This is a genomic window from Streptomyces sp. NBC_00016 (assembly GCF_045040885.1).
In the GTDB taxonomy this organism is placed as follows: domain Bacteria; phylum Actinomycetota; class Actinomycetes; order Streptomycetales; family Streptomycetaceae; genus Streptomyces; species Streptomyces coriariae.
In genome coordinates, this window is the sequence record NZ_CP108304.1 from 3,446,699 (window position 1) to 3,467,212 (window position 20,514).

22 protein-coding genes are annotated in these 20,514 nt (G+C 64.7%); 4 read left to right on the top strand and 18 right to left on the bottom strand.

The window, feature by feature from the left end; genetic code table 11:
* Nucleotides 1-84 precede the first annotated feature (84 nt).
* Nucleotides 85-825: a GntR family transcriptional regulator gene (locus OG933_RS15060; RefSeq protein WP_405627436.1), complete on the top strand. Its 741-nt coding sequence runs from the start codon at nt 85-87 to the stop codon at nt 823-825.
* Between the two features lie 468 nt (nt 826-1,293).
* On the opposite strand, the gene OG933_RS15065 is transcribed toward OG933_RS15060, so the two are convergent.
* Nucleotides 1,294-5,262: a PIN domain-containing protein gene (locus tag OG933_RS15065; RefSeq protein ID WP_405627437.1), complete on the bottom strand. Its 3,969-nt coding sequence runs from the start codon at nt 5,260-5,262 to the stop codon at nt 1,294-1,296.
* An 89-nt stretch (nt 5,263-5,351) separates the two neighbouring features.
* Here OG933_RS15065 and OG933_RS15070 point away from each other — a divergent pair, with 89 nt between their 5' ends.
* Nucleotides 5,352-6,269, top strand: coding sequence for a hypothetical protein (locus OG933_RS15070; RefSeq protein ID WP_405627439.1), 918 nt, complete (start codon nt 5,352-5,354; stop codon nt 6,267-6,269).
* A gap of 308 nt (nt 6,270-6,577) precedes the next feature.
* On the opposite strand, the gene OG933_RS15075 is transcribed toward OG933_RS15070, so the two are convergent.
* From OG933_RS15075 to OG933_RS15085, 3 genes are read right to left on the bottom strand one after another with little or no spacing between them, the layout of a single operon-like run.
* Nucleotides 6,578-6,898, bottom strand: coding sequence for a hypothetical protein (locus OG933_RS15075; RefSeq protein WP_405627441.1), 321 nt, complete (start codon nt 6,896-6,898; stop codon nt 6,578-6,580).
* 4 nt (nt 6,899-6,902) lie between these two features.
* Nucleotides 6,903-7,223: a hypothetical protein gene (locus tag OG933_RS15080; protein WP_405627443.1), complete on the bottom strand. Its 321-nt coding sequence runs from the start codon at nt 7,221-7,223 to the stop codon at nt 6,903-6,905.
* A complete protein-coding gene (locus OG933_RS15085; RefSeq protein ID WP_405627444.1) occupies nt 7,213-7,773 on the bottom strand; it encodes a bifunctional DNA primase/polymerase in 561 nt (186 codons plus the stop codon). Before OG933_RS15085 ends, OG933_RS15080 begins: the two co-directional genes overlap by 11 nt.
* Nucleotides 7,774-8,037: 264 nt before the next feature.
* Between OG933_RS15085 and OG933_RS15090 the strand changes: the two genes are divergently transcribed.
* Nucleotides 8,038-9,399, top strand: coding sequence for a hypothetical protein (locus OG933_RS15090; protein ID WP_405627445.1), 1,362 nt, complete (start codon nt 8,038-8,040; stop codon nt 9,397-9,399).
* A 42-nt stretch (nt 9,400-9,441) separates the two neighbouring features.
* Here the strand turns inward: OG933_RS15090 and OG933_RS15095 are convergent, their stop codons facing one another.
* From OG933_RS15095 to OG933_RS15145, 11 genes are all read right to left on the bottom strand, one after another.
* A complete protein-coding gene (locus OG933_RS15095) occupies nt 9,442-10,371 on the bottom strand; it encodes a phosphotransferase family protein (RefSeq protein WP_405633394.1) in 930 nt (309 codons plus the stop codon).
* Between the two features lie 400 nt (nt 10,372-10,771).
* Entirely contained in the window at nt 10,772-12,178 is a 1,407-nt protein-coding gene (locus OG933_RS15100; RefSeq protein ID WP_405627446.1) for a tyrosine-type recombinase/integrase, read from the bottom strand.
* Nucleotides 12,175-12,345 (bottom strand): helix-turn-helix transcriptional regulator, encoded by a 171-nt coding sequence (locus OG933_RS15105; RefSeq protein ID WP_389054698.1) that lies wholly within the window; start codon nt 12,343-12,345, stop codon nt 12,175-12,177. Before OG933_RS15105 ends, OG933_RS15100 begins: the two co-directional genes overlap by 4 nt.
* Nucleotides 12,345-13,712, bottom strand: coding sequence for a replication initiator (locus OG933_RS15110; RefSeq protein WP_405627447.1), 1,368 nt, complete (start codon nt 13,710-13,712; stop codon nt 12,345-12,347). The genes OG933_RS15105 and OG933_RS15110 overlap by 1 nt, the downstream gene beginning before the upstream one ends.
* Nucleotides 13,713-13,813: 101 nt before the next feature.
* Nucleotides 13,814-14,128, bottom strand: a complete 315-nt coding sequence (locus OG933_RS15115; protein ID WP_405627449.1) for a SpdD protein — start codon at nt 14,126-14,128, stop codon at nt 13,814-13,816.
* Between the two features lie 20 nt (nt 14,129-14,148).
* Complete coding sequence (locus OG933_RS15120) at nt 14,149-14,304, bottom strand: hypothetical protein (protein ID WP_167795700.1); 156 nt, start codon at nt 14,302-14,304, stop codon at nt 14,149-14,151.
* Between the two features lie 15 nt (nt 14,305-14,319).
* Nucleotides 14,320-14,499 (bottom strand): mobile element transfer protein, encoded by a 180-nt coding sequence (locus OG933_RS15125; RefSeq protein ID WP_030795965.1) that lies wholly within the window; start codon nt 14,497-14,499, stop codon nt 14,320-14,322.
* A gap of 15 nt (nt 14,500-14,514) precedes the next feature.
* The gene (locus OG933_RS15130; RefSeq protein ID WP_405627450.1) at nt 14,515-15,228 is read right to left on the bottom strand and encodes a DUF2637 domain-containing protein; all 714 of its coding nucleotides are present in this window, start codon (nt 15,226-15,228) and stop codon (nt 14,515-14,517) included.
* Between the two features lie 24 nt (nt 15,229-15,252).
* Complete coding sequence (locus tag OG933_RS15135) at nt 15,253-15,471, bottom strand: hypothetical protein (protein ID WP_266728568.1); 219 nt, start codon at nt 15,469-15,471, stop codon at nt 15,253-15,255.
* Between the two features lie 82 nt (nt 15,472-15,553).
* Entirely contained in the window at nt 15,554-16,918 is a 1,365-nt protein-coding gene (locus OG933_RS15140) for an FtsK/SpoIIIE domain-containing protein (protein ID WP_405627452.1), read from the bottom strand.
* A 5-nt stretch (nt 16,919-16,923) separates the two neighbouring features.
* Nucleotides 16,924-17,271, bottom strand: coding sequence for a hypothetical protein (locus OG933_RS15145; RefSeq protein ID WP_069768393.1), 348 nt, complete (start codon nt 17,269-17,271; stop codon nt 16,924-16,926).
* A gap of 219 nt (nt 17,272-17,490) precedes the next feature.
* Here OG933_RS15145 and OG933_RS15150 point away from each other — a divergent pair, with 219 nt between their 5' ends.
* Nucleotides 17,491-18,156: a hypothetical protein gene (locus OG933_RS15150; RefSeq protein WP_405627453.1), complete on the top strand. Its 666-nt coding sequence runs from the start codon at nt 17,491-17,493 to the stop codon at nt 18,154-18,156.
* Between the two features lie 71 nt (nt 18,157-18,227).
* On the opposite strand, the gene OG933_RS15155 is transcribed toward OG933_RS15150, so the two are convergent.
* From OG933_RS15155 to OG933_RS15165, 3 genes are all read right to left on the bottom strand, one after another.
* Nucleotides 18,228-19,049, bottom strand: coding sequence for an integrase (locus tag OG933_RS15155; RefSeq protein WP_405627455.1), 822 nt, complete (start codon nt 19,047-19,049; stop codon nt 18,228-18,230).
* Nucleotides 19,046-19,897: a sigma factor-like helix-turn-helix DNA-binding protein gene (locus OG933_RS15160; RefSeq protein WP_405627457.1), complete on the bottom strand. Its 852-nt coding sequence runs from the start codon at nt 19,895-19,897 to the stop codon at nt 19,046-19,048. The genes OG933_RS15155 and OG933_RS15160 overlap by 4 nt, the downstream gene beginning before the upstream one ends.
* A gap of 175 nt (nt 19,898-20,072) precedes the next feature.
* On the bottom strand, nt 20,073-20,474 hold the full coding sequence (locus OG933_RS15165; protein WP_394639617.1) for an ATP-binding protein: 402 nt from the start codon (nt 20,472-20,474) through the stop codon (nt 20,073-20,075).
* Nucleotides 20,475-20,514 lie beyond the last annotated feature (40 nt).

The window sequence follows — 20,514 nt, forward strand, 5'->3', positions numbered from 1 at the left end:
GCGTGGGAGAAGCTATGACCGTCCACGGACGGCACGTACCGCCCATGGACGGAAGAAGCAGTGACCACGGCCTGGAGGGCCCGCATGCCGCCGAAGAACACGCAGCCGAAGTACCGGCAGATCGCCGACTACCTGCGCGAAGGCATCCTGGACGGCACCTTCCCCGCCGGCCAACCGCTCCCGTCCGAGGAGGCGCTGGCGAAACAGTTCGGCGTGACGCGCCCCACGGTCCGTCAGGGCTTGAGCGAACTGCGGGCATCTGGTCTCGTCGAGGCCATCATGGGCCGCGGCACCTTCGCCCGCTCCCCCCACAACCGCCCCAGCCACACGCGCCCCCGCGGCGTACGCCGAACCCCGGATGGCCGCTACGTCGAGGCGGACGGCATCCGCTGGACAGACGCCGAGCCACCGGTAGCCACCCGCACCGACGCCCCACTTGCGCTCGCGGACCTACTCCGCATCCCACCGGGCGAGCCGATGTTCACGTACGACGCGTTGCAGACCGCAGACCACGGCCGCCTCCGCCAACTCCACCGCACGTACGTCCCGTTCTCCGTACTGATCGACACCAAGTACGAGGAGGAGGCCCCACCGCCGGCACCGGAGCTCTACACCGCCCTCGCCGACCTGGGCCACGAACTCCACTTCACGGAGTACGTCCGCACCCGCATGCCCCTACCCGATCAGGCTCAGGCTCTACGACTCGCCGACGGGGTCCCGATGCTCCACATCATCCGCGTGACCCTCACCGAGTCAGACAAGCCCCTCGCCCTGGAGGAGTTCCACCTCCCAGGCGACGAACTGGAGCTGTCCTTCCGGCTATAGCACCCGTTCGGGTGGCTCAGACTTTCTCTACGTTCATCAAGGCGCCCCGCCTACGGCGGCCCGCGCGGCGGCGGCCCTAAGCCGCCGCTACATGCCTCCACCCGACGCGCCAGAGCGTGCACCATCGGCAGTCTGAGCACTGGGCCAACGTCTACCACGCCCTCACACCCACCAACCTGGGACCGGTTCACGAACCGTAAGGCTATGAGCCGCAGGGTGGGTCAGGAGTCATGTAGCAGCGTCGCCAACGTCCAGGCTTGAGGACGTGCGGCCCGCGACGCTTGATAAACGTGGCTGAGACCCGAACGGGGCTACTGGAGACACACGTGACGGGCGCTCTCTTTGAGGCACCACCGTCGTGGCTAACTTTCTATGGCTCAGGCCAGAAAAGCGCTTCTTAACCGAACTGTCCCATGACTGCGCGGCAACAAAGTAGCGAGGCCACTGCAGTACCACCCGTTTTGACCCTTAGCGCAGCAGGGAACGCAAGATTTTCCTTCTGTCCGACTCCTCAAGCTTAGAAATCACACCAAGAACATACTGATTCGCCATAGCAGGAGGGTATATCTTGATCATCGAATCTCGCAGTATAATCACAGCCTTTTCCATCGGATCTATTTTCTCACATTCAGCAGCACATCCATCCAGGGCTTCTCTGCAGGCGGCGAACAAATCTCGTACTGCTTCACCCTGATGACCGGAAGCGTGCAAGGAGAGCGCAATAATTCGAGCGAGCATCTCATGGCGTGCCAAACTGTCTGAAGCGCCAGCGTAAGCTGCTCCGCTGATCGCCCTAGCAACCCAAATGGGTACCAGGCCAGAATCATGACGCGCTACTTCTTTTAGTAGACCTTCAAGCACGCTTAGACCGTTACCAAAATTGATCCAAGTCGCTGGCCTAGCAAGAACTGACGCCACAGCCCCGTCCTGGAACACCTCCTCCCTTGCCATCTCAAGTAGTCGCGGAAGCGACAGAGGCACGTCACCTACGTTTTGGGAAATTAGATGACGTACAGACTCCTCATAATCATCACTGGAAAGAACTCCGCGCTCGACCAACACTTGCAAAATAGCTGGCGTGGAAATGGTCATGACTCCTGCGGACCGAACTAGCCTACCCAGGGCACTGTCATCTACCCACAGAGGAAGACCACTAGACTTAGCCAAATCTGCAGGAGCCAGCCACGGGGCACCAAGTTCTTCGGGTATGCGCGAAAGAATTCGCTCCGCAGGCCTCGCCCTAATCCGACTTTCAGCAACAAAGTCAAAAACAGCCACAGCATCCCGCGCACGCTTCTCGGCGACATGCTTTGGGATTTCAAAGAGGCGCCCAGAATTACTGACTTCACTCCATCCCCAAGTGGATGTACTTCGGGGATCGACGTACTGAAGAGCGTCTCTTGCGTCCCTTAGGGCCGAGTTGGTCGTACTCAGGCTTTGAAAGTAGTTTATAACTTCCCCTCTAATCGCGGACGGAAGCTCATTACTCACCACAGCCGCGCTCAGGTCGAAAATAGCCGATTTACCAAAGTGCTCCCTAGCATGCCCGAGGCATACGAGGTTTTCTTGTGGGTCATGACTCCAGGCCGTCACCATTCCCGTGGATCGAGTCACAAGTGCCTGCGAGTAAGATTTTCTAGCGTACATGGCCAGAAAACCGGTAGGCAGCTGACCGAGGGTGAGAGCAGTCGTAAGCTGCCGTCGCCGACGCGCTTCCTCTTCATCGACCTTAACCATGTCGGTCATGTAGCGGATAACTTCCGCCGGATTACTCGCATCCAGTTTCTTGAAATACGGACTGTCAGGCCAACGCAAGAAGAAAGCCTCGTGCGCCTGCCTCATCTCAGCGGCAAGCTCTTCTGTGAGTTCGACTGACTCATACTGGGGTCTCAAAATTGCCATACAAGCTTGCGCTGAGACCACCTCAGAATCAGGAAACTGGCGCATCAGACGCAAACACCCCGCGATGACACCTTCAGCATCTGAAGATTTTTCGACGTGCATTTGCATCCAGGCGCACGCCTCACCCGAAGTCGATGGTTCCAGCGACTCAAAGTGATCATTAAAGACGCGCCATGCGGCACTCACTTCCTGCTGCTCCAGAAGGAGCCTGACCAGCCTCCAGCGAGCAGTGGCATCTTTTGCATCCTCTTCCAGCAAAGCACGGAGAAGGCGCAGTGAATTCTCTGGATCTTCTGCCCTCAATGACAGGTCGACAGCGAGCCTCAGAGCCTGGACTCTACCCGACCAGAGTGCTGACGCTACGGCCAACAATGAGTTGACTTTTTGTCGAGCTTCGTCAAAGCGACCTGCCCGGTAGAGCACACGCACAGCTTCATATCTATAGGCAATATCTCGGAAATCCTCTGCCGCCCTTTCGTAAGCTTCGACAGCGCCATCTGTGTCATCGATGGACATGTAGGCCATAGCCAATGAGATAGCTGCAGATTCGGAACTACTGGCCTTTGCTTGCAGGGCACGAATTCCCGGGCCAGTTCGCCTGCCACTCGCTACGTCTGCAATGGCTCTGATCTCGGCTACTACGTCGGGATGCCGATCAGCGTACTTGGCTAGCTCAGGAAGGTTATCTACACCGCATCGAGCCAAGCCTGAGAGGGCAATTACCTCTTCGTGTTCTTCTGTAGCCGCTGCCAGAGCCTCACGCCATAGAGACTCCGATTCCCGACCGGATCGCCGAGAAGCCAGGGCTAGGATACGCGCACGATTGTACGGATTAGTGAGAGTTTCAGCGATTTTCGCCGCTTCTTCATGCTGGCCCAGAGCAATCTTGGCAAGGGCTACGGCTTCTCGAACCTCGAGTACATCTGCCTCTGGCTGAAGGGCCTGACCGCCGCTTCCGTAGGTACCGAGTAGCAGGACCCGGTCTGGGTCACCAGCTTCGAGTAGAGCTTGACAAGCAAGCGCAACAGCCTCACCGCTGTCGCCGTTCCACGATCTCCGCTCATCCCGAGCTCTAATTGCGAGGTCAGCTGCTTTATAAAAGTCTGTGAGCGGATGGGATGACCAAGATCGCCTAGCCCTCTCAAGCAAATAGCGTGCGTGCTGAATGCCAACGCCAGGAAGCCATTCCACAGCAAGGATTTCTCCGGTCACCGCCACAGCGTCATCTAGCATCTTGAGGGTGATAATGACGTCTTCAGGCGAAAGAAATATGTGCCGCACTTTCAGATTTAGCCAGATAACTCTGTCTTCGGCCTCTTCCGGCCTCCATGAAGCAAGCTCCATGTCGAGGGAATTCCAGTCCTCTTCGAGTACAGCAGCCATTGCTCGCATTGAGCTCGCCTGCTCAAACAACAATGCCGATGCCCTGTTTAGCACAGTGCCGGCCTGCTGCGGATTCTCGTCGAAGAAATAGTATGCAGAAGCACGGCAGAACCAGGTAGCAGAACTTGGCTCAATCTCTGCCATTTTCTCGTACATCCTGGCAGAAAAATTCATGAGTCCGTAGGAACTCGTCAAGATAGCAGCGGCCAAGACTGCTGGCATGGAAGCTGTGTCAAGCCAGACCGGAGGTTCCTGACTCCACGACGTCAAGACATCGACAGGCATTTCGCTTATACCGGTGAGCTCTGTTACTATCCGGCCCACTTCGCCCGGTGAGCTCCTCCATAGATCAAACAGATTATCCCGGTCTCGACCCGGAAGTTGCCTTAGCCTGTCTTGTATTTCTACGGTGTTTTGCACTGCACTTTCATCAGATACGGAGCTTGCTGCCACGTTATAAGAGAACCAGATCCCCTTATCATCCCGCGGCGCCCAAACCCCGCCATCATGTGCGATACGTTGTGGCCTTTGCCCTACACAAGCACTTTGCAAAGGTGCTCGGAGTTCAGCTGCTCTTAGATAGGCTCCTACCGATGGTATCCCATCTCGGAAGATCGAAGTAATTGTTCTCGTAAAAATTCCATCGAACGCAGGTTGGTCAGCTGCAGACGTGAGTATCTCGTACCTTCTAAGGTGCGAACCAAGCCCAACTTCACGCCACTGTGATACCTGGCTTGCACCTTTACCCGAGTGGCAGGTATCTAGCAGAACTCCCAGGCCGTCGAGATTACTGCTGGCACGGAGATTCTCCTTCAGTAGCTGCGACAGGTGGACGTCCTTTCGTGAAGAACCTATCCCTTGCGAATCTTTCGCTAGGAAATAAAAGTCTTCATCGACCGCAATACCGTGCCCGATGAATGCCAAGATCAAAAGTGCGCCAGCATCGTCGGCCTCACGAAACGCCGCATCAACCTGCTCGATCACCTGTTCGCGACTTGGGTCTACGAGGAGACCACCGGCGGTTGATTGGCAGCATCCTCGCTCCGGATCCAAGAGGACCTTCGATAGATCGTCGCCAAGAGCTTCCACGAAGGTCAGCGGCGGAAGGGCGTCGCATTGGGAGGCGATGACAAGTGCATAGCGCTGCTGCATGAAACCAGGATGGCTGACGAAGGTCGGTCTCCGCCAGGTGTCTGCGGAACCTTGACTCCTCGCCGATCAGGATGTGCCAGAGTAGCTTCATGGTAGACATCGTTCTTGTACACGGCATAGCCCAAGAGCAGCGGTCAGCCGACGCGCTTGAGGCTGAGTGGGTTCCTGCGCTTGCGGGAGGCGTCCGGAACGCCGGCTTCCCCGAATTGGCTGACCGGTTGTGGCGTGCCCAGCGCCCCGGTTCTCTGGATACGCGTATGGCCTTCTACGGGAATGAGTTCATCAGAAAGGGATCTCAGGGGGCCACTGATGGCATTCTCATCGACACTGATGATGCGACTATCGAATCTCTCGCAACTGAGTGGCTAGAGAACGCCACGGAATCTTGTAACGAGAGAGACGCCGGGAACGCCGCAATGGAGCTGGCAGCGCTGCGCGCAACCGGCGAATCTCAAGGCCTCAGAAGTGGTGCCGTGCTAGCCGTGAGAGGGATAGATAGGATCCCTTGGATGACCCGAGGTGGCCTTGCCGTTGTTGGTCGATTCAATAAAGCCATCACTCAGGTCGGAGCATATATGTCCAACGATGCCGTGCGAAAGAAGGTCTTGAGTCGAGTCGAAGCATTGCTAGACTCTGATCCAAAAATTGTAGTTAGTCATAGCCTTGGCTCAGTCGTGGCCTACGAGTTGTTGCGGGATCGATCCCAGCGGATCCCTTTGTTCATAACACTGGGGAGCCCCCTCGGACTGCGGACTATTCGAAACCGTCTTTCGAAGGGAGCGCAGTTCCCTTCTGTTGAGAAGTGGATAAATTTGGTCGACCGGAATGACATAGTGGCCGCTCGACCAAATATTCAGCGTTTCTTTGACGCTGGCCGCCCGGAAGCGGCCTTGTTTGAAAGTTCCTATACAGTTGACAATGGTTCTAGTCCTCATGATGCACGCTTCTATCTAGGCAAAGAAGTCGTCGGTAGCGCTATTGCTCAACTACTGGACTCCGGAAGCTAGGTCGCCAAATCTGACAAGCGGTGAATCACGATGAACGATGACCACCAACACAGCCACGGAACGATCGTTCTCCCAGGCTCCCAAGGCCGCTCCAAACGTTCGCGGCTTCCAAACCCTTGCCATCAGTCCGCCTGTTGCTTCGTCCGGGCTGCGGCGCTGGGGCGCCGGTCCCGGCCAAGCAACAGGTCACACGATGTGCCGGGATAGCAGAGGGCCCCGTACAGCAGCGCTGGGAGCGGTGTCGTACGGGGCAGGCCAACTGATCACGGGAGTACGCTCGGACCGCAGTCAACTGGTGCCGAGGGAGTTCAGGCCGCAGGTGCTCCCCCTTCAGCGACCAGGGGCGTTTCAGCCGTCGTGCCGTGCAGCTCTTCTTGCAGCCCGGCCACGATCAGCGTCGCCAGCAGTTGGGCTGCTTCAGGGCGAACGGTCCCGAACTGCACCAGGCCGTCACCGAAGACGTTCACGTCGGCCACCAGTCCGGGAAAGTCGGAGTCCAAGCCGAGCAGCACGAGTTGATCGGCGAGAGTGCCGGCGCTTCGTCGTGCGCGGTTCCAGCCGCGGACGTAGGGCACGCCGGCCACCAAGTCCTCCGCGCGTTTGGCCACCACTCCTCGCCGGTCGGTCATGGTGTCAGGTCCTTCCCTGGTGTTCTTCGGCAGTGGTCTGTGCGTGTCCGTCGTCGATGCGGTCTCCGCCGAATCCGCTCGCCAGTGCCAGGCGCAAGAGCTCAGCGAGGCGCTCGGCCGTGTCTGGGGATACCCGACCCAGCTCCACCAGGCCGTGTCCGAACGCATTCAAGTCCGCGCGCAGGTAAGGGAAGTCCTTCTCCAGACCGGCGCGAACGAGGGCATCCCGCAATGCGGTGGTCGCGTTGCGTGTCGCGTACCACGCGTCGCTGTCGAGAGGTGACCACGTGGCGGTGTCGCGTCCGTCGGTCGACTCACCCGCCATCAGTGGTCGTCTCCTCGGGAAGCGCAGCGACCGCCGAGTAGGGAGTCGGGTATCGCTCGTCGAAGCGGTCGAGTCTGGCAAGGAGCTCCGCAGAGGCGACCAGTGCGGTCGCGAGGGCGACTGGGCGCAGTGGGTTGGCCTCCGGCCGGCGCGTCGGGGCGCGAAGCCACTGGTAGCGGTCTTCCGACAGGGGGATAGGACCCGGCACGACAACGGCAGAACCTTCGCCAAGGTACCGGAACGACGGCGGAGAGTCCGTCTCGCGTCCCAAATAGAACGCGAAGGTCTCCCGGCTTTCCGAGCAGAGGAAGAAGCCAACTCTCTGCGCCTTCCGGTCGATGACCGAGGGCCCGTGCGGCATCCCGGTGCGCTGGAGACGATCAAACATCTCCATTCCGAGGCGCTGCTCCACGCTCACCACGTCGAAGAAGCGGCCGGTCGGCAGCAGGCACGGCATCCGTGGGTCATCCGCCCAAACCTGTCGACATTCGGCCGGGTTGTCCGCCGCCGCGGACAGCCACTCCATGCCCCGCCTGGTCATCCTCTGCACGTCGTCTCACCCTCAGCCCGAGTACCGAGCGGCCCCGATGCCGCCGTGAATCCAGACTCACGGCCCAGTACCTGGCCAGGGCAGATGACGAGGGGTGACGGGGGATGACGCGTCCACGCGCGCCACGTCATCCCCCGTCACCCACTATGCGTGGACGATCTCCGATTACTGCCTGCGAGAAGCAATCACCAGCGCGTACATTCGATCGGACAGGCCGAGTTGCCACGCCGGCGCATGCGCACGGGAGTGAAGGGTCACGTCTTCATGAAGCCGACCAGTGCCCGCTTACGCGAGGCTCGCGCCGACCGTGGCTGGAGTCAGCCGCGTTTGGTGAGAGAGTTACGCCAGGCAGCCGCCCAGCGTGGTCATCAGCTCCCATCAGACGCCAGCGTTAAGCGGCGTATCGCCAGTTGGGAGAACGGGCACAGCACTCCGGACGACTTCTACGGGCCGCTTCTCTGCGACGCGTTCGCCGTGAGCGCGGCGGAGCTCGGTCTGAGTCATGGAGAACCACAGGACTCTCCGGTACTCGACGCTGCGTATCCCGCCAGTCCGGACGACGCCATTCAGGCAGTCGGCCAGTTGTGGCGCGCAGATCTCAATCAATACGACCCGCTACTCACGGCGGAGCCGTCCGAGCCTGCGTGGAACGAGGCGTCCCTTCGGTGGCTGGTTGCACCAGAGCCGGGCATTCCTCGCCCACGCAACGAGGGGGTGCGCGTCGGTCTCGGCGACGTGGCCGCCATCAAAACCACGGCGGACATGTTCGCCCAGCTCGACGACCAGTTCGGTGGAGACCACGCGCGTCACTCGGTCATCCAGTACCTCAACAACGATGTGACCCCACTTCTGCGCGGTCGGTACACCGAGCAGGTAGGCCGGGCCCTCTTCTCCACCGTTGCCGAAGCCACGCTCCTCGCCGGTTGGATGTCGTATGACGCCTGTCGCCACGGACTTGCCCAGAGGTACTTCCTTCAGGCTCTCCGCCTCGCCCAGGACGCCAACGACCGCCGGCTAGCGGGCAGCATCCTGTCTGCGATGAGTCACCAGGCGACCTTCCTGGGGCGGTACACCCAGGCCGCCACTCTTGCCCGCGCAGCGCTCATGGGTATCTCCCCCGTGGCCACGCCCACACTGCGGGCTCAGTTCCATGCAATGGAGGCCCGCGCCTTTGCTCGCACCGGGGATGTCGCAGCCTGCGAGGCCGCTCTGAGCGCGGCAACCAAGGCGCTTGAGAGTCGGAACAGCGAGGACGAGCCGGAGTGGATCAGCTACTTCGACGAAGCAGAGCTGGCCGCAGAGGCCGCCCACTGCTTCCGTGACGTCAACAGGGCTCGCCAGGCCGTAGCGCATGCAGAGAACGCCATGAGCGGCAGTCACGTACGAAGCGACTTCTTCGCGACCATGGTTCTGGCCGACGCTCACTTGCGCGCGGGTGACATCGAGGAGGCGTGCCGCGTCGCTCTCGACGCCATGGATCTCGGTGAGCAGCTGAAGTCTGCGCGGTGCATCAGCTACCTCGCCGAGTTCCGCCAGAACCTGAGCGCGGCCGGCCCCAATGCCGCAGCGCGTGACCTTGCAGAAGAAGCGCGAGAACACAGGTTGTGGATTGCCGCGGGGAGTTAGCACACCCCTCGCGGGCCAGTGACCGCGTTGCACCGCCAGCGTTTAGAAGGCTCCCCAAGTGTCGCGGCCCTCGCACGTTCGCAGAGACCGCATACGTCGAGCGAACTCTGCGGCGAAGCGCTCGCTGGTGCCCACCTGGTGGCCGATCCACGCGACCATCATCAGTTCTCGTAGGTCGGCCAAGGTCTCGTATCCGGGCCAGTTCATGAGGTCGAAGCCGTATCGGTGGACGAATTCGGCGTACTGCGCCTTCGTGTGCCAGCCGTACCGGTCGTAGTAAATCGCGGTCAGGATCAGGTCCCACTCGCGCGGGGCGAGGGCGAGGCCGTCGAGGTCGATGAGGACCGCATGGCCGTCTCGGTGACGGAGGACATTCCCAATGTTGGCATCCCCGTGGATCAGACCGAAGGGAAGGACGAAGTCCAGTCGGTCGTAATCCTTCGCAAGCTTGGCCGCCCGCTCCTCCAGGAAGGACCGGTCCTCCTCGGAGACATCAGTCAGACCGTCCAACGACGCCGACAGCTTGGCCAGGGGGTCGAAGTACGGGAGCCGCAGCGACTCGGGTTCTTCGAGCCAGTGGAACCGGCGGAGCAGGTCGGCCAGTTCGCCGATCGTCGCGTACTCCTCGCGCTCCTGGACGCTCTCCCAAAAGGTCACCACCAGTCCGCGCACGGCAATGGGCTGAGCGACGCCAACCAGGACACGCGTCGCCGGGAAGTCGACCGTCTCCAACCACCGGGCGACGTCCACGGCGCGTTCCATCTCGGCGAGAACGGCCGGGTCACGCGCGATGCGGACGATGACCGGTAAGGACGCCAACCGGTAAACCGCGTTGGATCCCAGACGCAGCAGTTCCGCCCCAGTCGAGTCCAGTCCGGCTGCCTCGCACGCCTCGCGGAGGACGACTTCCATCCCCTCCGCCGTGAACTCCGTACCGCCGCCGTGCACTTCCCCGCCGCTGCCCGAGATCATGTCTCCGACCATACGGCGCAGCCCCACCGCCGGACAGAGCGCCCACGTAATAGGGGCGTAATGATCTTCGTCTGGGTTGCTCTCTGGCACCGCTCCCCCGCAGGTCAGAGGCTCCGGAGCCCCTCGCTCTCACCTGGGCTCCGGAGCCGTGTGCGCAGGTTCGAATCCTGCCGGGGGCACCTTGAATGAGGTGCCCAAAGACCCCGCCACCAGCGCTTTCGCTGAGGACGGGGTCTTGGCGTATGTGCAGCGGTATGCCGCTCGGAGCGGCCGTATGTCGGGTGCTGTGGACTATGCGTGGACTGGCCGCCGACCAGGAATCAGCAGGTCAACCCCGGAAAACGACGAGGCCCCCGGACCGTAGTCCAGGGGCCATCATGCCGCAGTACGTGTGTCGCTATCAGAGCCCGTTGCCGGGCTCGTTCTCCTGGCCGTCGTCCTCGCCAAGGAGTTCGGCGATCCGGCGATTGGCGACGTCCTGCCGACCGTCGAGGCACTTGGCGTACCGGCTCAGCAGCACTTCGACGCTGTTGCCTGCGCGCTCCGCAACCTCGGTGGGGTCCACGCCGGCGTTGAGCCACGAGGAGAGCGCGGCGTGACGCAGGTCGTACGGCCGAGCGGCGAGCGGAGAGGCCACCTGCTCCGGGGTGAGCGCCAGGTGCCGCGCCTCGTCCCAGACACGCCAATACGTTGTCGAGGCGACCACTCCCCCGCGTTCATTGGCGAACAGTCGGCCGTCTGCGGCCATACCGAATTCCTCGATGTGAGCCCGGAGCATGCGCACCAGGCGGGGCGGAGCCGGAACGATGCGGGTCTCGTTGGCGGGTCGATTCTTGAGGCCGCGGTTGTCGTGTACCTCGCCCGTTCCAGTCCAGCGCTTCCCAACGGTAGGGCGGCTCTTCTCCAGGATCAGCGAGCCCCACCCTTTGTCCGGCAGCGTGCAGTCCGGACGGCGCAGAGCCACGGCTTCCGCCGGCCGCAGCCCGCCGAAGTACATGCAGGCGAAGAGTGCGACGAGTCGGCGCCCACGGGCCCGGCGGTAGCCACCGACGTACGAGACTGCGCCCAGAAGCTCAGCCGCCTGCCGGGGGTTCACCACGACTCGGCGGTCAACTTCCTTCGTGACCTTGGGCAGCTTCCACTTCACGAGCGTGACCGGGTTCTCCGGGAGCTCCCCCAACTCGACCGCGTAGGCCAGGGCGTTGAAGAGGACAGCCCGCTTGCGCCGCACCGTCTCGGCGGCGGCCGGAGCTCCGGCAAGGGTGAGCTTGAGCGAGTCGAGAACGCTGCGGATGCCTGCCGGGTTCTTGAGCGTCGTCAGCGGCAGTGAAGCCTTGGCGACCCATCGGAGGGCGTTGGCCATGTCCACCGGCGGGGCCTCCTCGTCCGGGGCCTGGACGACGAAGGCCCAGCCGCGTAGGGCACGCCTCAAGACATCGTCTGCCGGACGACCGGGCCGATCCCCCAGCAGTTGAGTCGTGACGAGCGTCATCGTCTCGTTCAGGCTGTCGCGGGAGTTCGGAGCGGCGTGCGGCCATTTCATGGCGACGTACGCCCGCGCGAAGTCGTACCAGGTGAGGGACTCTTTGATCGGCGCCATCGAGTCCGGCAGACCGGTTTCCGTATCGAATGCCTCGCCCTTTTGCGCAGCCCTGAGCAGCTTCGCGCGGAAGTTGTCGGCGAGCGCCTTGGTCCGGAAGGTCTCGGAAAACGGCGGGACGTCGCCGACTTTCCATCGCACGTCGTACGACGGCGTCTTGTACGGCCGCTTGCGGATGCTCCACACCTTCACGTCATGGGACTTCACGCCGCCTCCCCGAGTCCGTGGAGCCACGAGGTGAAGTCACTGCGCCAGAAGCGGAGTTCACCGTTCGGAAGCTTGATCGCCTCCGGAGCCTGTCCCAGCTCGCGCCAACGGTAGAAGGTGCGGCGGGAGACTCCGCCCAGCTCGGCGAGGATCTGCTTGACGGTCATCAGTTCGTCTCGTCGACGGTCCACGCCAACTCTCCTTCCGTGTCTGGGGTGTCGGGTCGCCGTGAGGTGGCGAGCCAGGATTCGGCGGCGGTCAGGCCGGTACCAGCGAATCGCCAGTGCGAGAGGACCAGGACGGTGTCCGGGTCCGGGAGGGGGTGGCCAGCCAGGGCTGCTCGTTCGCGGGTGAGTGCTTCGTTGTGGTCGGCGCGTTCCTGGCGGAGGGCGCCGAGGGTGACGGAATACGCGCGGGACTTGGTGGAGAAGTGGCCGCGGAAGCCGAGCATGTGGGCCCACTTGCGCAGCCGGAGTTCTTCGAGTTCGGGCAGTCCTCCTAGGTGCCAGCAGGTGAGGATCATCCGGCGGGCGTGGTCGGTGACGTCAGTGCCGATCAGGTCGGTGATGGGGTTGCGGATCGGGCGGTCGATGGTGCCGGTCGCGCTTTCCGCTCCCTTGGTGGCGTACTTGGCGATGTAGGCGGCGACGGCCCGGCTGGTCAGGTCGGTGGTTCCGGTGAAGTCGGCGGAGCGGATGGGGCGGATGTCGAGCTGTTCGCCGAAGCGGAAGGTGTGGGCGCGGCCATCGAGGGTCGGGCCGGGGGTCTCGGCGAGCCGGACGGCCGAGCGGATCGCGTCGGTGAGGAGCTCTGTCGTGGCCCAGACGGGCGGAGAGTCCTCGGCACCTTCGGGGCCGTCGAGGCGGATCACGGCATGGAAGTGCACGGCTCCGCGCCGCTGGTATTCGGCGACCTTGGCGTACGAGAGCTTGAGGCAGTGGCGCAGTTCGGAACGGGTGATGCCCCCACGGGAAGCGATCTGTTGGCGCAGGTAGGTGGTGAACCGGGCCCACAGGGCACCGGCGTGCGCGTTCCAGAGGACGGCGTCGCGGTAGTCGTAGCGCTCGGGGTTCAGCGGGGTGCCGAGGGCGGGGTCGTCGTCCGGGTGGAGGCGTCCACAGCGGCAGCGACCGGCGCCGGGCCGGTTGTGGACGGGGCCGAAGGACGGGGCGGTGAAGGTGGCGAAGACGCGGGGGTGTTGGGCGACGGCGGGGCTGATGCCCTTGCCACCGCTGAGGCCGGCCGTGACGAGGTGGTACGTGTCCTTGCGGTAGACCTCGGCGCAGGCGGCGCAGCGGGTCGCGCGGCGGTTGTTGCAGCGGATGAGGAGCTGTCCGGCAGGAAGGTCGTGGTCGAAGATCTCGCGGACGATTTCGCCGGTTGCTGCGTGGACGTCGAGGCGGTGGCCCTCCATCCGTACGGGCCGCTCGCAGCCGCCGAGCCGCTGAACCTGGTGTGCATAGGTGCTGAGGTCGCCGTGCTGGGCGAGGGCTGCCAGTTGGCGAATGGCTCCGGTGGGAGCCTCGGGGCGCATGTGCGGGTGCCTCCTTGGAGGGGCGGAAGTTCGGGACGGGCACCCCGGCCTGCGTAGGGGGCTAGACAGCGTGGGCAGGCCGGGATGCTGCGCAGATGCGGTCAGCGGCGGTCGCTCCTGAGAATCGAGCGGATGACGACCGCGCAGACGGCCACTGAAGCGGCAGTGATGGCGACCGCGAGGAGCATGGAGACCAGGACCGCGCCGACGACCAGGACCAGGGCTCCCCCACCAGCGGCGAGGGTGAGCACGCTGCCCGGGGTGAGTTGGACCGTCGGCCGGTTGGAGGCGGAGGCCGCCGGAACCGGGGCCGGGGCGTAGGCGGTGGGGTTGTAGACCGACGGGCTGTAGGTCACCGGGGGCGTGCTGGTGGGGATCGGGGCGGTATCCGGGCGGGGGTACTTGGGGGTGAACACGGGGCGGTCCCTTCTGTGGGTCAGTCGAGGAGCGTGGCGACGGCGGGGGCGAGGACGCTGTTGGCGACGAGGTAGCCGCCGAGGAGGAGCAGGGCGACCAGCCACCACGGCGGTCGGGCGAGCTGAATGCCGAGGACGGCGACGACGAGGACGGCGAACCAGAGCGGGACGTCCATGGCGGGATCTCCTTCTCAGGCCTTGCAGCGGTGGGTACGGGCGGCGAGCTCGGCGGCGGCGCGGCTGTCGTACTCGGTGGAGAAGTCGCAGCGGGGCGCGGTGCAGGCGGCGAGGTGGCGGTTGCGGCCGCGGGCGATGTAGGAGGCGACCTGCACGGGGCCGATGCGGCGGACGTTGCGGAAGCGCGGGTTCACGGTGTTCGTCCCTTCTCAGAGATGGGCGGCGACAGCGGGCGTCATGGACGGAGGCAGGCCCAGCCGGACGCGGACGGCGTCGGGGTCGGCGGCGAGACCGGTGGTGGCGCGGTGTTCCTCGGCCAGGGCCTGGGCGCGGTCGACGAGGGCGGGCGGGAGGGTGACGGCCGGGGCAGGCGTCGGAGCGGGGACAGCCGCGACCGGTTCGAGGGTTGCGGCCAGCTCCGAATCGGAGTCCGGGGCGGCGACCAGGGCCGGAAGCGCGTCGTGTTGGGGCGCGTCGGCCGCAGTCGGAACGTGGGCCGGTTCGGTGTCCGTCTCGGGCGTAGCCATGGCCGTGGGCGCGTCCGGAGTGCGTGGTGTGTGGGCGAGGAGGGTTCCGCCGAAGAAGGCGACGGCGGGCCAGCCGGCCACCACGACGCGGAGCGACGCGGGAACGTCGTCCAGGTCGAGGAGCCCGGCAGTGGCGATGTTGGCCCCGAGGGATGCGGCCAGGGCGATGAGGAACCACAGCCGCGGTCCCCCGGCCGGTTGTCCGGCGCGCTGCTGTTCGCGCATCCGGCGCCAGGCGGCGACGAGCAGCAGGTCAACGGACACGGGATACGCCCATGCCTTCCAGCCGCCCTGTCCGGCCGCGTCGGCGAGGTCGTGAAGGTGCGAGAAGGACAGGGCACCCGCGATCACGGCTTGGACGATCACCGCATCTACGCGGGCGAGCTGGGCACGCATCGGCTCGCGATCCCTTCCGTGCGGTCAGTTGGCGGACTTGAGTGAGTCGGCACGCTCACGGGCCAGACGGGCCACCTCGGCGGCGTCGGCGTCGCCAGGCGTGCGAGCCGCGATGCGCTCCAACAGGTCTGCCTTGCGGTTCATGAGCGCCGCGTACTCGGCGGAGGTGCGGTTCGGGTTCTGGCGCAGCGCGGCCAGGTCGGCGATGAGTGCGCTGACCTCGGCGATGGAGGGGCGTGACATGGGCTTCCTTCCGGTTCGCGGCATGGGAGGGGTAGGGACTTGGCGCGAGGCGGTCACGTCGGCCGTGGGGAAGGTGGTGCGGCTACTCGGTCACCGGCCGGGCGGTGGGCACAGCGGCCGGAGTGAGCGTCTTGGAGGACTCGACGGCGACGACGGGCCGGAAGGCGTCGAGGCGGGGCAGTTCCGGCACCAGGGCGGCCGTGTCGCGGCAGATGGCCGCCGCCTCATCGAGGGAAAGATGCGGCGAGCGGGCGCGGGACCAGCCGCCGGAGGAGTCGCCGACGATGGCGACGCCGGGCCGTTCGGCCGGGATGGAGGTGGCGGCGAGGGCCGCTTCTGGGGAGATGTCGGCGAGCGCCATGTTCGCCGAGGACTCGTCATTGACTCGGTGGCAGATGCGGCCGGTGAGCTGGGCGCGGAGCATGGTCGCGCCCTTGCCGAGTTCGGAGCCGAAGCGCTGCCCGCACACCTCGAGATAGATGCCGGCCGCACGGCCGAGCTGGGCGATCCGGATCAACTTGGTGACCATGGCATCCCGCCTCTTCTCGTCATCGCGGCTCGCGGCGAGGAAGAGTTCCGCGACCTCGTCGACGACGACCACGACCGGCACCGGCCTCACCGCATCCGGCAGCCCCCACACGTCCGAGGTCAGCACGGCGTCCGGGCCCGCAGCAGACGAGAGACCGATCAGACGAAACCGTGCCTCCATCTCTTCCAGCAGGACGTCAAGGAGTTCGTTCGCCCGGTCCGGAGTGTCGGCGAGCGCAGACAACCGAGGTGCGAACGGAGCCAGTTCGACGCCCCATTTGCAGTCGACACCGACGAGCACAACCCGTTGCCGGGCCAGGCCGCACACCAGGTTCCGCAGGTACACGGACTTGCCGGACTGCGTCGCACCGAGGATGAGTTCATGAGGCACGGCGCGGAAGTCCCGCACGTGCCACCGTCCGTCATCCCGAAGCGCCAGCGGAAGGGTGAGCGGCCCGCGCTGCCTCCACCGCCGTGCGGGCTGCACGTCGGAGAGAACGTCCCAGCCGATCAGGCGCAGTTCGAGCCAGCCCGGCTTGGTCGGACGGATGTGCACGGCGTGCGCGGCCCAGGCGTGGCGCAGCCGATCGGCCGAGGCCATGAAGTCCTCGGGAGCCTGCCCGGTCGCCATGCGCAGCCGCATCACGAGCCCGGACCCAGTCGGCCACGGCAGCGACCGCCGAGGCGGGACGGGGGCCGCCTCCCGCCCGATCATCCGGGCCGTGGCCCGACGGACGGCCGAGGCCGGGACCGTCAGGCCGCACGCGTCCATCGTGGCCCGGTAGGTGGTGAGCACGCGCAGCGCGACGAAGGGGTAGCCGACGAGCCACCAGAACGCGACCGGTGCGCGGCGGCGCAGGACCAGCAGGGCGGCGAGTGCCAGCAGGCACAGTGTCAGCGTCCAGACGGTGTTGGTCATGGCGTTCAGCCCTGCACCGGAGCCGGGGCGTTGACCATGACCGCGTCCGCCCGGTAGGCGATGCCGTGACGCATCCGCCCGCCGAACTCGCTCTCCCACGGCCGGGCGATGAGGCCGGGCAGGATGACCGGAGCTCCCATCACCAGGCCCTCACCGATGCCCTTCTCAGGAACGGTGACCTTGATCATGTCCGAACCGCCCGCCGCGATGAACACCAGCTCCAGCACCATGAGCCGGTCGTTGGTGACCGGGTCGATGGCGATCTCACCGGTCTGACGGTCCTTCACCTTGACCTCGGGCAGCTTGGTGACGAGGAGCGTCGCAGCGGAGACGTCTACGGGGATGACACGCATTTCGTGAACCTCACTTGGTCGGCGATGCTTTCAGTCCGCACCGCTTGAGTCTGGATACCCCCCTAGACAGCAGAGGGGTGGCCCGCCCGAACTGTCTAGGGGGGTTGACGACCACGCTAGACCGACGGACCGTCAACTGTCTAGGGGGGTATCCAATTCGGTTTCGATGCAGCTGATTCCCCGGTGCTTCGCCCAGCCGCACGGGGTAGCGTCCGCCTAGTGACTCTCCCTCTCCACAGCGACGTTCCCGGTCGGCTGACTCGCAGGGCCCGGAGCTTTGTCAGCTGTCACGGCATCAAGGTCGACACCCAGTCGATCGACAGGCGTTGGTGGCTTGAGCGGGACATACCGGCAGCGGTGATCGACCGAATGGCTGCCTACCAGCAACGATGGGGCGGTCTCGTCTTGCCGCCGGCACCGCAGTACGACGGGGGCCCCAGGTACTTCCACCCTGACGTGCCGGAATGCTCTCCCTCTGGGGGGTGGTCATTCGAGGCAGGGGATCAGCGAAGCGCAGTCCCCTACTCGTTCATGATCGGGCCAGCCGACGAGTTCGGCATCCACGCACATCAGTGGACGCCCCTGCACGCGACCGTCGAGGGATGGGTGGAGTCGCTTGCACTCACCCACCATGCGTCCATGTGGGCGAAGCAGATCACCAGGGTCACCGGCGACGACGTCGACAGCATCGCGCTTGACGCTTACGAGCCGGTGAGAGAGGTGAAGGGGTTGGCGGATACGTGGTGGCGAGGAGCCGACTCGTTGGTAGCGGTCTACATGGGCGAAGCCACATCCCTGTCCTTCCCCCCGGCTCGCACTGCGTTGATCTACTCAGGCCTTGACGACTGGGGGCTGCGAGGCGGAGTCGAGGACAGTGACGTCTGAGACCACTGGAGACCGATCCCAGACCTGACCTCCCCGGCATGCAACCTCGCGTCCGCGTGACGTCGCCAGGCCTACGACAGCGCCCAATGCAGGACCGTGGCGTCGTCGCGCGCCTTGCCGCGCGGCCAGCGCTGCCCCTCAGAATCGTCAGCTTCTGCCGCGCGTACCTGGCGGATCAGTTCATCCGGCCCAGTCGAGCTGAGAACAGTCAACATTCCTCCCCAAGTGGCAAGTTCGAAGGAGTCGACGAGGCGCGTCGCACCATCGCTCAGCAGCGTCACGGACGCCAGTGACTCCAGCGGTACCGCCCCGGAAAGGGCATGTTCGGCCGCTTGCGGATCCGGCCCGGCGATCCAGAAGCCACCCGGCCGGTTGCGGAGCCCCGTCAGGGCGTCGCGGTACAGCGCCAGAGCGGCAGCGTGTTCGGGTGAGCCGGTGGGCAGTTGGTCGACCGGCCCGCGAAGTCGTTTGCCGACCTCGTCCAGGCGCTGGTCGGTGACGGCGGTCGTCTTCCCGTCCTGGTCGGCGAGGAGGAGGGTCGAGTCGCCGAGCACGAGGTAGTCCAGAGCTCCCGCGCTGGCCCGGACGGCGACGACCGTACTTGTCGGACTGGCCCGATAGGTCAGGTCGCAACTGCCCTCGTGCAAGGACCGAACGACCCGAATCGAGTCGGCCAGGCAGTCGACGAGCGACCGGGCGGGGTGCGCGGTGATGGCGCTCAGCAGCAGCCCGCCCAGCGTCGAGGAGAACCAGGCGATGCCGTGCGTGCACCCGGTCTCCGCCCCGGCCACGCCGGCCCCGTCCAGGAGAACAGCCGCCCCGGCAGCCGCGGCGGCGAAGTCCTCGTTTTCCCGTCCCGGTTCGGCAGGCAGTGAGGCGAGGGCGATGTTCACGCCGTCGTCTCCTCGTCGTGCCGGTAGAGCGGGGTGAGCAGTTCGACGGACTGCGGTTCACCTGTCTCGGGGTCGTACTCGACCCCCACCAGCGTGGAGAAGCGATGCTCTCCCACCTGGCCCCACAGCGTGATCAGGTCTGAAGCGAGCAGGTGGACGACTCCGAGGGAGCCCTCGGTGTGAATACCGGCGATGGCGAGCACAGAGCCGTTGCCGTCCGGGCGAGCCAACCGGCCGAGGTATCCGACGTCGTACGGGCGCTTCGAGTCGGTGTCCTGTCCCGCGCGGTGCGCCGTGCCGGTACGACGGTCCACCAGCGCCCACGGTTCGCCATCGGGGTGTTCCCAGCTGAGTACCGGGTCCTGGGCGTAGAGGTCGCTCATGTCCTGGGACATGCCTGGCCCGCAGACGACGACCAGGCCGTCACGGTTGAGGTCGACCTCACCGCTCACGAGCACGTTGCCGGCGCTAACGTCGAGCCCGTACGACTTGGCCAGCTCCTCTAGGCGCTTCCCGGAGTTGACGTCAGCCATGGCGACGACCGTGCGCTTCTTCTCGTCATCCCACCGCAGAGGAGTCACGACCGTCACGGCACCCGCACCGAGGAATGCGCCCTCAGGCGCCGGGCCCGTATGCCGGATCTGATGAATCCGCCCACGGCTCAGGCCGGCCTTTTCGGCGATCTGCGCGTACGACAGTCCTTGCGAGTGAAGGTCCTGAACCACACGACGGCGGAGCCGGGCGAGTTCGGTCACCTCCTGCTGCGCGTCGGCCAACCGCGTCGTGACCTCACGCAGGAGCAGGTACGGATCATCAATCGCCATGATCCGCTGCAACTCGTCCGACATGACCACACCTCCTAGAAGTACCCAGGAGTCTAGGGCCCTAGACGGAATGGGCGGGAGTCGCCTGCCCGAATGAACACCGATCACATAGAAGCCGGACCTCCGGCGAGGCACCCCCCGAGGGCTCACCCGCCACTACCTACGAGACAGCTACGGATCACCGCCGCGCATGAGCCCCTCACGAGCCGTTCCGCGCCAGCTCGGCCCAGACGCAGCGCGCGCCAGAGGGTCGGTCCTTCACTCCCCAGTCTTTGGCACAGGCAGCAATCATCATCAGCCCGCGGCCATCCTCTTCCACACCTCTGGCCACACTTCGAACCCGGGGCTCCTCGTCGCCGCCCTGGTCGACGACTTCGACGCGGACCAGGTCGTCGCGGAAGTGGACGACCACGAGGAACCATCCGCGGTACCAGCCACTCCGCGTGTGTCGGACGGCATTGGCCGCCAGCTCTCCGACGACCAGGACGGCGTCGTCGACGAGGTCTGAAGCCTCTTCCTCAAGCAGGGCGGCGACGAAGTGACGGGCCTGCGCCACCTGCCAGGCCAAGCCGGGAAACATGCGGCACCAACTTTGGGACATGGAAACACTCCTCCTCGTCTAGGGGGCTAGACGACACAGC